Origin of the sequence: Streptomyces sp. NPDC086023 (assembly GCF_044540325.1) — a bacterium.
Classification (GTDB): domain Bacteria; phylum Actinomycetota; class Actinomycetes; order Streptomycetales; family Streptomycetaceae; genus Streptomyces.
In genome coordinates this window covers 19,320-34,294 of sequence record NZ_JBITRX010000031.1, presented here as the reverse complement: position 1 = coordinate 34,294, position 14,975 = coordinate 19,320, and the positions used below count along the sequence as shown (strand labels likewise).

15 protein-coding genes are annotated in these 14,975 nt (G+C 75.3%); 10 read left to right on the top strand and 5 right to left on the bottom strand.

Going from position 1 to position 14,975, the window contains the following annotated elements:
- Positions 1-88 precede the first annotated feature (88 nt).
- Positions 89-802, bottom strand: a complete 714-nt coding sequence (locus tag ACIF6F_RS35290; protein ID WP_399957069.1) for a TVP38/TMEM64 family protein — start codon at positions 800-802, stop codon at positions 89-91.
- Positions 803-851: 49 nt separating this feature from the next.
- On the opposite strand from ACIF6F_RS35290, the gene ACIF6F_RS35285 reads away from it, so the two are divergent.
- The 5 genes from ACIF6F_RS35285 (at position 852) to ACIF6F_RS35265 (ending at position 5,476) form a co-directional block, all read left to right on the top strand.
- The gene (locus ACIF6F_RS35285; RefSeq protein WP_399957066.1) at positions 852-1,691 is read left to right on the top strand and encodes a DNA alkylation repair protein; all 840 of its coding nucleotides are present in this window, start codon (positions 852-854) and stop codon (positions 1,689-1,691) included.
- Between the two features lie 151 nt (positions 1,692-1,842).
- Complete coding sequence (locus ACIF6F_RS35280) at positions 1,843-2,004, top strand: hypothetical protein (RefSeq protein WP_399957064.1); 162 nt, start codon at positions 1,843-1,845, stop codon at positions 2,002-2,004.
- Positions 2,005-2,158: 154 nt separating this feature from the next.
- The gene (gene tuf / locus ACIF6F_RS35275; RefSeq protein ID WP_399957061.1) at positions 2,159-3,340 is read left to right on the top strand and encodes an elongation factor Tu; all 1,182 of its coding nucleotides are present in this window, start codon (positions 2,159-2,161) and stop codon (positions 3,338-3,340) included.
- 106 nt (positions 3,341-3,446) lie between these two features.
- A complete protein-coding gene (locus ACIF6F_RS35270) occupies positions 3,447-4,301 on the top strand; it encodes a patatin-like phospholipase family protein (RefSeq protein ID WP_399957058.1) in 855 nt (284 codons plus the stop codon).
- Positions 4,302-4,660: 359 nt separating this feature from the next.
- On the top strand, positions 4,661-5,476 hold the full coding sequence (locus ACIF6F_RS35265; RefSeq protein ID WP_399957186.1) for a spermidine synthase: 816 nt from the start codon (positions 4,661-4,663) through the stop codon (positions 5,474-5,476).
- Here ACIF6F_RS35265 and ACIF6F_RS35260 read toward each other — a convergent pair.
- Together ACIF6F_RS35260 and ACIF6F_RS35255 are read right to left on the bottom strand one after the other, a co-directional pair.
- The gene (locus ACIF6F_RS35260) at positions 5,438-6,724 is read right to left on the bottom strand and encodes an MFS transporter (protein ID WP_399957054.1); all 1,287 of its coding nucleotides are present in this window, start codon (positions 6,722-6,724) and stop codon (positions 5,438-5,440) included. The two genes, ACIF6F_RS35265 and ACIF6F_RS35260, sit on opposite strands and share 39 nt — an antisense overlap.
- A complete protein-coding gene (locus ACIF6F_RS35255; RefSeq protein WP_399957051.1) occupies positions 6,721-7,890 on the bottom strand; it encodes a hypothetical protein in 1,170 nt (389 codons plus the stop codon). Before ACIF6F_RS35255 ends, ACIF6F_RS35260 begins: the two co-directional genes overlap by 4 nt.
- A 96-nt stretch (positions 7,891-7,986) precedes the next feature.
- Here ACIF6F_RS35255 and ACIF6F_RS35250 point away from each other — a divergent pair, with 96 nt between their 5' ends.
- Positions 7,987-8,439 carry a DUF4442 domain-containing protein gene (locus ACIF6F_RS35250; RefSeq protein ID WP_399957048.1) on the top strand — a complete coding sequence of 151 codons (453 nt, stop codon included), beginning with the start codon at positions 7,987-7,989 and terminating at the stop codon, positions 8,437-8,439.
- Positions 8,440-8,533: 94 nt separating this feature from the next.
- Here ACIF6F_RS35250 and ACIF6F_RS35245 read toward each other — a convergent pair whose 3' ends face one another.
- Entirely contained in the window at positions 8,534-9,028 is a 495-nt protein-coding gene (locus tag ACIF6F_RS35245) for an NUDIX domain-containing protein (protein ID WP_399957045.1), read from the bottom strand.
- A 247-nt stretch (positions 9,029-9,275) separates the two neighbouring features.
- Here ACIF6F_RS35245 and ACIF6F_RS35240 point away from each other — a divergent pair, with 247 nt between their 5' ends.
- The 4 genes from ACIF6F_RS35240 to ACIF6F_RS35225 all read left to right on the top strand — a co-directional run bounded on the left by ACIF6F_RS35240 (position 9,276) and on the right by ACIF6F_RS35225 (position 13,998).
- Positions 9,276-11,813 (top strand): beta-glucosidase, encoded by a 2,538-nt coding sequence (locus ACIF6F_RS35240; protein ID WP_399957042.1) that lies wholly within the window; start codon positions 9,276-9,278, stop codon positions 11,811-11,813.
- A gap of 77 nt (positions 11,814-11,890) precedes the next feature.
- A complete protein-coding gene (locus ACIF6F_RS35235; protein WP_399957039.1) occupies positions 11,891-12,553 on the top strand; it encodes a DedA family protein in 663 nt (220 codons plus the stop codon).
- Positions 12,554-12,636: 83 nt separating this feature from the next.
- A complete protein-coding gene (locus tag ACIF6F_RS35230) occupies positions 12,637-13,167 on the top strand; it encodes a gamma carbonic anhydrase family protein (RefSeq protein WP_399957036.1) in 531 nt (176 codons plus the stop codon).
- A gap of 78 nt (positions 13,168-13,245) precedes the next feature.
- Positions 13,246-13,998 carry an acyltransferase gene (locus tag ACIF6F_RS35225; RefSeq protein ID WP_399957033.1) on the top strand — a complete coding sequence of 251 codons (753 nt, stop codon included), beginning with the start codon at positions 13,246-13,248 and terminating at the stop codon, positions 13,996-13,998.
- A gap of 35 nt (positions 13,999-14,033) precedes the next feature.
- Here the strand turns inward: ACIF6F_RS35225 and ACIF6F_RS35220 are convergent, their stop codons facing one another.
- A complete protein-coding gene (locus ACIF6F_RS35220; RefSeq protein WP_399957031.1) occupies positions 14,034-14,900 on the bottom strand; it encodes an EamA family transporter in 867 nt (288 codons plus the stop codon).
- Positions 14,901-14,975 lie beyond the last annotated feature (75 nt).

Below are 14,975 nucleotides of genomic sequence, written 5' to 3'. Positions count from 1 at the left end.
GCGCTCGTCCTTGTGATCGTCGGGCAGTTCGGGTCCGATGCTAGGGCCCGTACGGGGGACGTCCGACCACAGGGGTACCCCCGAAGGGTCAGGCGGCCTTCAGCCGGTGACGTTTGCGCCAGGCCACCGCGGCCGCCCCGAGGCCGGACACGGTGATGAACCCCATCGCCGCCAGGAACACCGGGGACGTGGGGGAGGAGGCGCTGCTGCCCGCGATCACGTACGCGGCCGTGTTCGGCACCGTGCCGAGCGCGGTGGCGAGGAGGAACGGCAGCCAGCCGCACCGGCTCACCGCCGCGCAGTAGTTGGCCGCCGCGAAGGGCACGCCCGGGAAGATGCGCACGGCCAGCACCGACCGGAAGCCGTGCCGGCTCAGCTGCCCGTCCGCCGCCTTCAGCCAGCGCCCCCGCACCAGGGGCCGCAGCGCCTCCTGGCCCAGCGTCCGGCCCAGGCCGAAGGCGATGCCCGCGCCGAGCACCGTCCCGGCGACCGCCGCGGCGAGTCCGAACCCGGCCCCGAACAGGGCGCCCGCCGCCAGGTTCAGCAGCGGCCGGGGCACGAACGCGGCCGTGCAGACGCCGTAGCCGACGGCGAAGAGCAGCACCGCGCCGGCGCCCGTGACCTGTGACGGGGGCCAGCCCTCGGAGAGCAGGCGCTGGGGTTCCCAGCGGAGTACGCAGAGCCCCGCGGTCACCAGCAGGACGACGAGCAGGGCCAGCCGGGCGCGGGGCGCGAGCAGCGCGCGGGCGCAGCGGGCGGGCAGGCCCGGGCGGACGGCCGGTGCGGCGGCGGGGGCGGACATCCGGGGAGAGTAACCGACGTACCCGTCGGACCGCCGTAATCTGTGCCTCATGCGGCCGAAGGACACGGGACGGGCGGAAGACGGGGCGGCGGACGGGACGGCGGACGGGAGTACGGCCGGCCTGGGCACGAAGGCCGCCGCAGCGGGCCGGGGCGGGGCGGGCGGGGGCGCTGCGGACGACGGCACCGCCGGTGCGGTCACGCCCCCGCCGAGCGTGCTGGCCGACGCCGTGCTGGAGCGGCTGACGGCCGCGTACGGTCCCGCCGCCGACCCCGTACGGGCCGCGGGCGCAGCCGCGTACATGAAGGGCGTGGCCCCCTTCCTCGGCATCCCGACCCCGCGCCGCCGCGAGCTGTCGCGCGCCGTCCTGGCGGGGCTGCCCCGCCCCGCCGAGGCCGACTGCGCCGCGGTCGCGCTGCGCTGCTGGGCCCTGCCCGAGCGCGAGTACCACTACTTCGCCGTGGACTACCTGCGCCGATACGTCGGCCGCTGCTCCTCGGACCTGCTGCCGGTGGTGCGGCGGCTCCTCGTCACCGTCCCCTGGTGGGACACCGTCGACCTGCTGGCCGCCCACACGGTCGGGCCGCTGGTCGCCGCCGACCCCGCGCTCACGGCCGTGATGGACGACTGGAGCGGGGACGCGGACCTGTGGCTGGTCCGCACCGCCCTGCTGCACCAGCTCCGCTACAAGGAGGCCACGGACACCGGGCGGCTGTTCGGCTACTGCCTGCGCCAGGCCGGCCACCCCGACTTCTTCGTCCGCAAGGCCATCGGCTGGAGCCTGCGCGAGTACGCCAAGACCGACCCGGACGCGGTACGCGAGTTCGTCGCCGGGGCGCGCGACCGGCTGGCGCCGCTGTCGGTGCGCGAGGCCCTGAAGAACCTCTGAGCGCGTTCGGCGGGAGGTGCCCGCGGGTGCCGGGCCCCCGGGTGCCGGGCCGGCGGGCCGCGGCCGGCCGGGCGCCGAACCGGCGGGCGCCGGGCGGCTCCTGAGGGAAAAGCATTCGACCCGGCGGGCGCCGCACGGCAGGATCGGGGGCATGTTCCGGCACGCCTTCCCCGATGCGACGTCCGCCCACGCGGACGCGCCGAAGGCTGCCCTCCTCGCCGACGGGGCCCCGGCCGCGTCGGCGGTGCCGGCTCCGGCCGCGGCGGTCGCCGCCGCCCTCGCCGCGTGGCCCTTCGACGGCGCCCGACGCTGACCCTTCCCGGACATTCCGGCGGACCCCGCAGGGGAAGGGTCGGTCCGGCCCCGGGGTCCCCGCCTTTCCGCGGTACCGCCCGACGGCCCGCGCGCCCCTCGGCGCGCGCCCGGGCGCCGGCCGCGGTCCCACGTCCCAGTTCCGGGAAGGAACCATGCCCAAGACGGCGTACGTCCGCAGCAAGCCCCACCTCAACATCGGCACCATGGGTCACGTCGACCACGGCAAGACCACCCTGACCGCCGCCATCACCAAGGTCCTCGCCGAGCGCGGGGGCGCCGCCTTCGTGCCGTTCGAGCGCATCGACCGGGCCCCGGAGGAGGCCCGCCGCGGCATCACCATCAACCTCACGCACGTCGAGTACGAGACCGACACCCGCCACTACGCCCACGTCGACATGCCCGGGCACGCCGACTACGTCAAGAACATGGTCACCGGGGCCGCGCAGCTCGACGGCGCGATCCTCGTCGTGTCCGCGGCCGACGGCGTCATGCCGCAGACCGCCGAGCACGTGCTCCTCGCCCGCCAGGTCGGGGTGAACCACATCGTGGTCGCCCTCAACAAGGCCGACGCGGGCGACCCCGAGCTGACCGACCTGGTCGAGCTGGAGGTCCGCGAGCTGCTGACCGCGCACGGCTACGGCGGCGACTCGCTGCCGGTGGTACGGGTCTCCGGGCTCCGCGCGCTGGAGGGCGACCCTCAGTGGACGGGGGCCGTCGAGGCGCTGCTGGACGCGGTGGACACGTACGTGCCGATGCCGGTGCGGTACACGGACGCCCCGTTCCTGCTGCCGGTCGAGAACGTGCTGACCATCACCGGGCGCGGCACGGTCGTCACCGGCGCCGTGGAGCGCGGCACGGTGCGGGTCGGCGACCGGGTGTCCCTGCTCGGCGCGGGCGCCGAAGAGGCGGCCGAGACCGTGGTCACCGGACTGGAGACCTTCGGCAAGCCGATGGAGTCCGCGGAGGCGGGCGACAACGTGGCCCTGCTGCTGCGCGGCGTCCCGCGGAACGGGGTGCGGCGCGGCGACGTGGTCGCGGCACCGGGCAGCGTGGCGCCGAGCCGGCGGTTCACCGCGCAGGTGTACGTCCTCTCGGCGCGGGAGGGCGGCCGCCGGACGGCGCTGTCCAGCGGCTACCGGCCGCAGTTCTACATCCGCACCGCGGACGTGGTGGGGAGCGTGGACCTGGGCGGGGCGGGAACGGCCCGCCCCGGCGAGACGGTCACGATGACCGTCGAGCTCGGGCGCGACGTGCCGCTGGAGGCGGGGCTCGGCTTCGCGATCCGCGAGGGCGGGCGGACGGTCGGCGCGGGTACGGTGACGTCCCTGGGCTGATCCCCTGCCGCCCCGGTGTGCGGGCGGCGGTCCGGCGTGCGCCAGACTGCCGTCCACACGCGGACGCGGGAACCCGCGGGACCGGGGCGACACGATGGGGTGGGCGATGGGCGGCGACACGGCACTGGTGCTCGGCGGAGGCGGCCTGACCGGGATCGGCTGGGAGGCCGGGATCCTGTGCGGGCTGGCCGAGGCGGGCGTGAACCTCTTCGACGCCGAGCTGGTGGTCGGCACGTCCGCCGGATCGGTCGTCGGCGCGCAGCTGGCCTCCGGGCTGCTGACCCCGCGGGAGCTGTACGAGCGCCAGACCGGAGACGCCTCGGGGGAGCGGGCCGCCCGGCTGGGCCCCGGGCTGCTGGCCCGGTACGCGGGCGCCATGCTGCGGGCCAAGGACGCCCGGGCCTACGGGGCGCGGCTGGGCGCGATGGCGCTGGCCGCCGAGACCGAGCCGGAGGAGGTGCGCCGCGAGGTGCTGGCCGGGCGGCTGGTCTCGCAGGAGTGGCCGGACGGGCCGGAGCTGCCGGAGCTGCTGGTCACGGCGGTGGACGCGGTCACGGGGGAGTTCCGGGCCTTCGGGCGGGACAGCGGGGCCACCCTGCTGGAGGCGGTGGGCGCGAGCTGTGCGGTGCCGGGGGTGTGGCCGCCGGTGACCATCGGGGGGCGGCGCTGGATCGACGGGGGGATGCGGTCGGGCACCAACGCCGACCTGGCCGCCGGGTACCGGCGCGTGGTGGTCCTCGCGCCGATGCCGGGCGGCGCGGGGGTGCTGGCCTCGGCGCGGTCGCTGGCGGAGGGGCTGCGGGCCGGGGGCTCGTCGGTGCTGCTGGTCTCGCCGTCGCGGGAGGCCAGGCGGGCCTTCGGGCGGAACGTACTGGACCCGGCCCGGCGGCGGCCGGCCGCCGAAGCGGGGCTGGCGCAGGCGGAGGGGGTGGCCGCCGAGGCCGCGTCCCTCTGGGGGTAGGCGGTCCCGGGCCGTGCCGGGCGCCGCCCGTGCCGCGTGGGAGCGGGTGCGGGGCGTGCGGGTGCGGGCCGTTGCCCTGCGGGGCACTCCCCTCCCCACCCTTCTCCCGTTCACCGGGGCTCCGCCCCGGACCCCTTCGGGGCTGCGCCCCAGGCCCCCGCAGGGCCGAGTCCCGGATCCGGCGGAGCCACGTCCCGGACCCCTGTGGGGCTGCGCACCACACCCCTGCGTGGGAGCGCAGCTCCAGGCCCTCGCTGGGCTGTGCGCCGGGTGCTGCGGGCGGTGTGGAGCGGGGCCGGGGTCCCGGGGGCGGTGGGGGTGGGGAGAATGGTGGGGTGGATGACGAGGCGGTGCCCGTGATGCGGGGCGTGGACAGTGGGTGGGCGAAGTTGATGCCCGACGTCGACCGGGAGCGGGGGTGGCTGCTCACGCTCGACGGGGCGCCGCAGTCGTACGTCGATCTGGACGACCCCGCCCACCTGGAGTTCGAGTACGCCCGCCGGCTGGGCCACGTACTCGACGTCGCCGCCCCCGAGGGCGACCCGCTGGACGTCGTCCACCTCGGCGGCGGCGCCCTGACCCTGCCCCGCTACGTGGCCCACACCCGGCCCGGTTCGCGGCAGTTGGTCGTCGAGTTCGACCGGGGACTGGTCGAACTGGTGCGGGAGCACCTGCCCTTCGACGGCGCGGAGGTCCTCGTACGGGACGCCCGCGCCTGGATCGAGGACGCCCCCGACGCCACCGCGGACGTGATCGTCGCCGACGTCTTCGGCGGCTCGCGGGTGCCGGCCCAGCTGACCTCCCTGGAGTACGCCCGCCAGGCGGCCCGTGTGCTGCGCCCCGGCGGCGTCTACGCGGCCAACCTCGCGGACGGTGCCCCCTTCGGCTTCCTCCGCTCCCAACTGGCCAACTTCACCGCCGTGTTCCCGTGCGTGGCGCTGGTCGCCGAGCCCGCGGTCCTGCGCGGCCGCCGCTTCGGCAACGCCGTACTGCTTGCCGGCCACCGGGAGCCGGACCTCGCCGCGCTCGCACGCCGCTGCGCCGGCGACGCCTTCCCCGCCCGCGTCGAGGACGGCGAGGCGCTCAGCCGGCTGACCGCCGGCGCCGCGACCGTGGCGGACGCGGACGCCGTGCCGTCACCCCAGCCGCCCGACGGGGCTTTCCGCATCGGCTGACCCGGCGGCACCCGCCGCCTTCATGCCGGCCGGCCGCCGCGTCATCCGGCGCACGTCAGGGACCAGCAGCACCGCTGCGGTCACCGCCACCACGAGCGCGGCGCAGCCCCACAGCGCGGCCGTCCGGCCCACCAGCGACTCCACCGGCCCCGCCAGCGCGGTGGCCAGCGGCAGCATGGACACGGAGCCGAACCAGTCGTAGGCGGAGACCCGGGAGAACTTCTCCTCCGGGATCTCCTGGTGCATCGTCGCCATCCAGGAGACGCCGAACACCTCGATCGCGGTGCCGCTGACGAACATCACCGCGCACAGCGCCCAGGTCGGCACCGGCACGGCCAGCGCCGCCGACGGCATCGCCAGCGGGAACACGCACAGCGTGCCCACCAGCAGCAGCCGACGCGGCTTCCACCGCATCATCAGCACCGCGCCCGCGATGGTGCCCACTCCGAAGGCGCCCAGGGCGAGCCCCCACGGGCCCGCGCCGCCGAGTTCGTCCCGGGCGACCAGCGGCCCGTACACGGACTCGGCCGCGCCGACGACGGCCACCACGACGGAGAACTGGAGCACGATGCTCCACAGCCAGGGCCGGGTGACGAACTCCTGCCAGCCCTCCCGCAGGTCGGACAGCAGGCCGCCGCCCGGCTCCCGCTCCGGCACGTGGCTGACGTCGAGGAAGGCCCGCATCGCCCCGGCGACGGCGAAGGCCGCCGCGTCGACGGCGAGCACCCAGCCGGGGCCGAGCGCGGCGATCATCGCGCCGCCGAGCGCCGCGCCGCCGATGCCCGCGCCGTTCATCGACATCCGGAAGAGCGCGAAGGCGCGGTTGGCCTGCTCGCCGGAGACGGTGGACAGCAGCATGCCCTCGGCGGCGGGATTGAAGAACGCCTGCCCGGTGCCGCCCAGGGCGGACAGCAGCATCATCTGCCACAGCTGCGCCTCGCCCGTCAGCACGAGGACGGCGAAGACGGCCTGCGAGAGGCAGTTGAGGGCGTTGGCCCCGACCATCACCCGGTGCCGCGGGATCCGGTCCGCCAGCGCCCCGCCCACCAGCAGGAAGAGCACAAGCGGCAGCGTGCGGGCGGCGGCGACCAGGCCGACGTCCCCGCCGGAGCCCCCGGACTGGAGCACGGCGAAGGCCGCCGCGATCAGGGCACCGTGGCTGCCCAGGTTCGTCACGACCGCGGCGGCCGTCAGCAGGGTGTAGTTGCGGCCCGCCCACGAGGGGCGGGCCGGACGCCGGAACGTCATCCGTTCGTGAGCCGCACGGTGCTCATGATCTTCTTGACCGTGGCGTGCGGGATCTCGTCCTTCACGTTGTTGGGCGCGTAGAGCACCCAGCTGGAGAAGTCACCCTTGGCGTTCTTGAAGCTGAAGGCGATGGACTTGCCGTCCGTGGAGCACTTGTGCTCCTTCTTCACGCCGTTGGCCGTGGCCGTGGCGTAGTGGCCCTTCAGGCCCGACTTGGTGGTGTACGGCTTGGCCTTGGTCACCTTGACGGTGCCCTTTGGCTCGGTCTGCGCGTACGCCGCCCACACCCAGTTGCCGGCCTCGTTCCGCGCGGCCTCGGCGGTGTCCTTCGCGCCCTGTCCGCCCTTGGTGCCGGAGCCCGCCAGGCTGTAGTCCTCCTCGTCGCCGTCCTTGTCGGAGTCGACGATGCACCACTGCTCCTTGAGGGAGGCGGGCGCGGACATGCTGATGATCGGCTGGCCGGTGTCCTTCTTCTCGTCGGCGAAGCCCATGTAGGTGTCCGGCGTCTCGACCTTCCACTCCGGCGGAACGTCGAAGGCGGTGCCGTACTTGGGGTTCACGACCACCTTCCACCCGGGGATGGTCGGCTTGAGGTCGCCGCTGCCGCGCGGGTTGGCGCTCGCGGAGGCCGAGGCGGACGCGGAGGGCTTGGCGGAGGGCTTGCCGTCGGCCTCGTCCTTCTTGTCGTCGTCCCGCGTCAGGACGTAGGCGCCCATCACGGCCGCGGCCACGACCACCACGGAGGTCGCGATGATCGCGATCATCGTGGTCTTCTTGCGGCCGTCCGAGGGCTCCTGGCCGTACGGGTCGTACGGCTGCTGGTACGCCCACTGCTCGGCGGCCGGCGGCTGCTGGGCGTACGGGCCCGGCTGGCCGAAGCCGCCCTGCTGCGGGTAGCCGTAGCCCTCCTGCGGCGCGGCCGGGGGCTGCTGCGGGTAGCCGTACCCCTCCTGCGGCGCGGCCGGCGGCTGCTGGGGGTATCCGTACCCGCCCTGCGGTGCCGCGGGCGGCTGCTGGGGGTAGCCGTAACCACTCTCACCGGCGGGCTGCTGGTAGGGGTTCGGCGGTTGTCCCGGCTGCCCCGGCTGCGCGGGCTGCTGGTACGGGTTCTGATTCGCGTCCTGCGGGTTCTGCTCGCCCCCGGGCGGCTGCTGTCCTGGCCACATGGCCGTAACCATAGAGGTGGCGGGTGACACGGGCTACGGCCGCCCCCGCCCCAAGGTCTGGCCAATGCTGCCTACTCGTGGGTAACATCCTGGCCCATGAGCGCTGATCAGATGAACGTAGGCGAACTGCTGGCGGCCACCGTGCCGATGGTCCGGACGCTGAACCTGGAGTTCCTGGAGACCACCCCGGAGCGCGCCGTGCTGCGCCTGCCGGACCAGCCCGACTACCACAACCACATCGCGGGCCCGCACGCCGGTGCGATGTTCACGCTGGCCGAGTCGGCCAGCGGCGCCATCGTCATCGCCGCCTTCGGGGACCAGCTCTCCCGCGCCGTGCCGCTCGCCGTGAGCGCCGAGATCGGCTACAAGAAGGTCGCCAAGGGCGCCGTCACCGCCACCGCGACCCTGGGCCGCCCGGCCGCCGAGGTCGTCGCCGAGCTGGACGCGGGCGGCCGCCCCGAGTTCCCGGTGACCATCAGCATCCAGCGCGAGGACGAGGCCGTCACGGGCGAGATGACCGTGATCTGGACGCTGCGCCCCAACGCGTAGCAGCACACCCCGCGACGGCGGCGGGGTCCCTCACGGGGCCCCGCCGTCGTCGTCGTGTCCGGACCGGCCGCGGGCACGTCGCGGCCCCGCCCGGTCAGCCCGCCGGGTGCTCCAGGTACGCGACCGTGCCCGTGCGGCGGGCCTCGGCCACCGCGCCCAGGCGCGCGAAGGCCTCGGGCGTCATCAGGCGCCGCCACTCCTCCAGCGTGTGCACCCGGAACTCCGAGTGCTCCGACGGGTCCAGGACGATCGCGTCGAGCTGGTCGTCCGTGAGCGTGCCGCCGTCGAAGACGAAGCCGATCTTGTTGGCCGGCCACTCGCCGTCCGGGCCCCCGAAGGTCACCCCGCGCAGCACGGGTGCCCCGGCGAAGACCATCCCCGTCTCCTCGCGGCACTCCCGCACCGCGCACTCCCAGGGCGTCTCGCCGGGATCCATGTTCCCGCCGGGCCACTGCCACTGGCCCTCGTTGTACACGGCGCGCAGCTGTACGGGCCGGTCCCGCGCGTCGGTGAAGAACAGACAGGCGTACGAGGAGGCGCGGGCGATCGTCTCGATGTACTGCTCGGGCGGCAGCCAGGTGGAGGTCATGCTCCTCGTCTACCAGCCGGGGCACGCCGACACGCCGGGGAGCACGCGCCGTCCGTCCTTCCGTGCGGGTCCGGGGCGGGTTCGGGGCGGGTCCGGGCGTACGGGCAGTCGGGTTAATCCCGGGCGCCGCACCGGGGCGCCGGGCCCGGCCGTACGGGGCACGCGGCGCAGAGTGGCACGCGCGGGGAGTTCCGGCGCGGGGCTGCCCGCACCCAGCCGGTGCCGCCACCCCCAGGAGTGACCGCCCATGAGCGAGCACGTGTCCCGCCGTACCGCGATCCGCCTGCTCGGCGCCGCCGCCGTGGCCGCCGGCGGCGCGGGGTGCACGGTGACTCCGGGGGCGGGCGCCCGTACCGGCGCCGAGCCCGTCACCGCCGCCCGGCTCTCCGCCGAGGCCCCCGCCCGCCCCGCGAGGCCCGGCAGCGCGGCCCGGGTCCAGGCCCTGCTCGAACGCCTCACGCTGGACGAGAAGCTGGGGCTCCTGCACGGCGACCGCGACCCCGCCTCCCTCGGCCAGGCCGGGTACGTCCCCGGCGTGCCCCGGCTCGGCATCCCCCCGCTCCGCCTCGCCGACGGTCCCGCCGGCGTGCGCGTGGCCAAACCCGCCACCGCCCTGCCCGCACCCGTGCTCCTCGCCTCCGCCTTCGACCTGGCGCTGGCCCGTGAGTACGGCCGGGTCATCGGCCGCGAAGGGCGCGCACTGGGCCAGGACGTGCTGCTCTCGCCCATGGTGAACCTGATCCGCACCCCGTACGCCGGGCGGAACTTCGAGACCTTCGCCGAGGACCCCAAGCTCACCGCGGACCTGGTCGCGGAGGTGATCCGCGGCATCCAGGACGAGGGGCTCGTCGCCACGGTCAAGCACTTCGCCCTCAACAACCAGGAGCAGGGCCGCACGTCCGTCGACGTGGTGGCGGGGGAGCAGGTGATGCACGAGACCGAACTGCGCGGCTTCGAGGCCGCCGTCGGCGCCGGCTGCGGCTCCGTGATGGGCGCCTACAACAAGGTCAACGGCGTGTACGCGTGCGAGAGCAAGCCGCTCCTGGACGAAGTGCTGCGCGGCCGCTGGGGGTTCGAGGGCTGGGTGATGTCGGACTGGGACGCCACCCACAGCACGGCCGCCGCCCTCACCGCCGGGCTCGACATGGAGATGCCCGGCGGCCGCCACTTCGGTGCCGCGCTCAAGCAGGCCGTCACCTCGGGCAAGGTGCCGCTCGGCCACGTCGACCGCGCCGTGAGCCGCCTGCTGGCCACCCTGGACCGCTTCGGGCTGCTCGACGGCGCGCCGCCCGCCCGGCCCGTGCGTGACCCCGCCGCCGGCGCCCGCACCGCCCGCCGGGTGGCCGTCGCCGGGGCCGTACTGCTGCGCAACGAGCGCGGCACCCTGCCGCTCACCGGGCCCGCCGCCCGCTCCCTGGCCGTCGTCGGGCCCACCGGGCAACACCCCTTCGTCAGTGGAGGCGGCAGCGCCCACGTGGTGCCCGACCGTGCCGAGAGCCCGCTCGACGCCCTGCGCCGGCGCGCGGGCAAGGGCGCGCAGGTGCGCTACGCCCTCGGAGAGGACCTGTACGGCCGCCCGCTCCCCGGCAACGCGCTCACCCCGGCCGCCGCCCTCGACGACCGGGCCGTGGCGGCCGGACGCACCTGGACCCACCAGGGCAGGTTCACGCTGGCCGCCGACGACGAGTGGACCCTGTACGTCCACTACACCGGCCGCCGGCCCAGCGTGAAGCTCGACGGCGAGGAGTTGTTCCCCGTCCGGCAGGGCGTGGCCGAGTTCTTCGCGGGCGGCCTGCTCGGCACCGCGCCCGACGGCCGCACCGTACGCCGCCGCACCCTCCGCCTGGCCAAGGGCACCCACACGCTCGCCGTCTCCGCCGAGGGCGGCCCGGCCGGCCAGCGCTTCCGGCTCCGCCACAGCACCCGGGCCACCCGGGAGGCGGACCTCGCCGAGGCCGTACGCACCGCCAGGGGAGCCCACAGCTGCGTGCTCTTCGCCTACGAGGACGCCACCGAGGGCCGTGACCGCACCTCGCTCGCCCTGCCCGGTGCCCAGCAGCGCCTGATCGAGGCCGTCACCGCGGTCAACCCCCGCACCACCGTGGTGCTCAACACCTCCTCCAGCACCACCATGCCGTGGCTGGACCGCACGGGCGCCGTGCTCCAGATGTACTACCCGGGCCAGGAGGGCGCCGCGGCCACCGCCGCCGTGCTCTTCGGGGACGAGGACCCGGGGGGCCGGCTCACCCAGACCTTCCCCGCGACCGAGCACCTCCACCCGGTCGCCGGGGATCCCCTGCGCTACCCCGGGGTGGCGGGCCGCCAGGAGTACACCGAGGGCGTCCACGTGGGGCACCGCTGGTACGACGCGCAGCGGGTGGCGCCGCTCTTCGCGTTCGGGCACGGGCTCTCGTACACCTCCTTCGGCTATGAGAAGCTCGCCGTCCGGCAGCGCGGGGAGGGCCTCGCGGTCGAGTTCACCGTCCGCAACACCGGCGCCCGCCGCGGCACCGAGGTGGCCCAGGTCTACCTCGGCCCCTCGCCCGACCTCCGCCTCGACCAGCCGGTCCGGGCGCTCGCCGGGTATGCCCGCCTCACCCTCGACCCCGGCAGGTCCCGCCGCGTCACGGTCGCCGTCGACGCCCGCACCCTGTCCTCCTGGGACCCGGCCGCGCACGGCTGGGTCCTCGGCACCGGGCGGCGCGAGGTCTGGGCCGGGCGGTCCTCGCGGGACCTCCCGCTGCGCGGTGCGGCCGAGGTCCGGCGGGCGGCCGCCACCGGATGAGGAGCGGGTAGGCTCGCGGACTGTGCCGCCGGGGGCGCGCACGCGGGCGAGGGACCCAGGGAAGCGAGGACGTACGGGTGCACATCCAGGAATGGCTCGAGACCGTACCGGCGGTCAGCATCTACCTGCTGGTCGGCCTGGTGATCGGGCTGGAGTCGCTCGGCATCCCGCTTCCCGGCGAGATCATCCTGGTCAGCTCGGCCCTGCTCGCCTCGCAGCACGGCGAGGTCGACCCGCTGGTGCTGGGCGTCTGCGCCACCGCGGGCGCGATCATCGGCGACTCGATCGGCTACGCCATCGGCCGCAAGGGCGGCAGGCCGCTGCTGGCCCGGCTCGGCAAGCGGTTCCCCAAGCACTTCGGCGAGCAGAACATCGCCATGGCCGAGCGGTCCTTCGAGAAGTGGGGCATGTGGGCCGTGTTCTTCGGCCGCTTCGTCGCCCTGCTCCGCATCTTCGCCGGTCCGCTCGCGGGCGTGCTGCAGATGCCGTACTGGAAGTTCCTCATCGCCAACGTCTTCGGCGGGATCCTCTGGGCCGGCGGCACCACGGCCGTCATCTACTACGTCGGCGTCGTGGCCGAGGCCTGGCTCAAGCGCTTCTCGTGGCTCGGGCTGGTGGCCGCGGTGCTCGTCGGCCTCACCTCGATGCTCGTGCTGAAGAACCGTGCGAAGAAGGCGGCGGCGCGCGTCGAGGCCGAGGGGACGGCCGCGCCCGCGCAGGCCGCCGCCGCCACGGACTGACCCGCCGGACACCGCCCGGCGCCCATCGCCTACCGTGCACGTGGGCGCGAGACGAGAACCAGCGGTACGGCAAGGAGAAGGCGATGGCGGAGCAGCAGGCACTCGTGCACGGCGTGGGCGGCAAGGAGCCGCAGGTGCACCCGGAGGCGTTCACCGCGCCCACGTCCGTCGTGATCGGCGAGGTCACCCTGGGCGCCGGCGCCAGCGTCTGGTACCACGGCGTGCTGCGCGCCGACTGCGGACCGATCGTGATCGGCGCCGACAGCAACATCCAGGACAATTGCACCGTACACGTGGACCCCGGCTTCCCGGTGGCCGTCGGCGAGCGCGTCTCCGTCGGCCACAACGCGATCCTGCACGGCTGCACCGTGGAGGACGACGTGCTGATCGGCATGGGATCCACGGTCCTGAACGGCGCGGTCATCGGCGCCGGTTCGCTGGTCGCCGCGCAGGCACTGGTGCCGCAGGGCATGGTGGTGCCGCCCGGCTCGCTCGTCGCCGGAGTGCCCGCCAAGGTCAGGCGGCAGCTGACGGACGAGGAGCGCGAGGGCATCAGGCTGAACGCCCGGATGTACCAGGACCTGGTCAAGGCCCACCGCGAGGCGCTGGCCTGACCGCCCCCGCGGCCGGTGGGGTGAAGATCACAGGCCGTCGGTCCGGACGCCCGGGCCGGCGGCCATTACCGTGTCCGGGTGCCGAAGAACAGAAACACGTTCTCATCCTGGCGGGCGCGGGCCGCGTCCCGGGCCGCCCACGCGGCCTGGGGCTGGATGCAGCGGGCCGGGGCCGTGACCGCGGAGCACCCCGGGCGGCTGCGCTTCGGCGCCATCGGGCCGAACACCCGCCTCGCCTTCCCCCAGGGCACCGTCTTCGGCGAACGCTGGATCCATCTCGGGGACCACTGCATCATCGCCGAGCAGGTGACCCTCACCGCCGGCATGATGCCCGGCCTCGACCTGGGCAACGACCCCGTCCTGGAACTCGCCGACGGCGTCGTCCTGGGCCGCGGCAGCCACGTGATCGCCGACGCGAGGATCACCGTCGGCAGGGACACCTTCTGCGGGCCCGGCGTGTACATCACGTCCACGAACCACAGCTACGACGACCCGGACGAGCCGGTCGGCAGGCAGTGGCCGCGCAGCGAGCCGGTCGAGATCGGCCCCGGCTGCTGGCTCGGCACCGGCGCGGTGATCCTGCCCGGCGCGCGGCTGGGCCGGAACGTCGTGGTGGCCGCGGGTGCCGTCGTACGCGGAGAGGTGCCCGACCACGCCGTGGTGGCCGGGGCGCCGGCCAAGGTCGTACGCCGCTGGCTGCCCGCCACCGGCTGGCAGCCCCCGCTGCGCACGCCCGCCCCGGTGCCGATCCCGGACGGGGTGACGCCGGAGCAGCTGCGGGCCCTGGCGGAGGCGGAACGGGCCGGACTGCTGGACGCCCTGGAGGGCTGACCGGCTCCGGGTTCCCGCCCGGCGGCCGGGCCGGCTCAGCCGGCGGCGAGCAGGACCGTTCCGGCGAGGGCGAGGCCGGCCCCCGCGGCCTGCACCGTCCGCAGCCGTTCCCTGAGCACCCCGCGGGCGGCCAGTGCCGTCACCACCGGGTAGAGCGAGGCGAGCACGGCGGCGACCGTCACCGGTCCGTGCTGCGCGGCCAGCGCGTACGTGCCGTTCGCGGCCACGTCGGCGAGACCGACGAACGCCAGCGCCGGCAGCGCCGCCCACACCACGCCGGGGCCGGCGCCCGCGGGCAGCACCGGGTTGCCGCGCCGTGCCGAGAACCACAGCGCCGTACCGCCGGCGGCCACGTTGGTCACGCGCTGCACGAAGAGCGCGAGGAACAGGCCCGTCACGGTCGTCGAGGCCTCCGCGATCAGGGCCATCACGGCACCGAAGCCGAAGGCCGCCAGCAGCGTGAGCAGCACGGCCTTGCGCTGGACCGGCGCGCCCCGCAGCTCGGGACCGCCGGCCAGCACGATGCCGACGACGGCGACCGCGATGCCGGCCACCTGGGCCAGGCCGGGGCGCTCGCCCACGGCCAGGCCCACGCCCACCGGAACCACCACGCCGAGCGAGCCCAGCGGCGAGACCACGCCCATCGGGCCCAGGGCCAGGGCCTGGTAGAAGGCGATCATCGCGACCGGGCCCACCAGGCCGGCGGCCACCGCGAACCAGAGCTGCGGGCCCGCCTCGGTCCAGGCGCCGGTCGCCAGTACGACGGCGCCCAGCACCAGTACCGCGATCACCTGCGAGACCACGACCACCGTGAGCGCCGGCAGGCGCCGGGTGAGCAGCCCGCCGCCGAAGTCGGCGAAGCCCCACAGCAGGGCGGTGGCCAGGGCGAGCAGGACGGTCATGTCAGGGCCTCGCAGTACAGTGCGGTGAACGGTGGAGTACAGCGCAGACTAGTTCACTCCATTGAACCCTGCCAT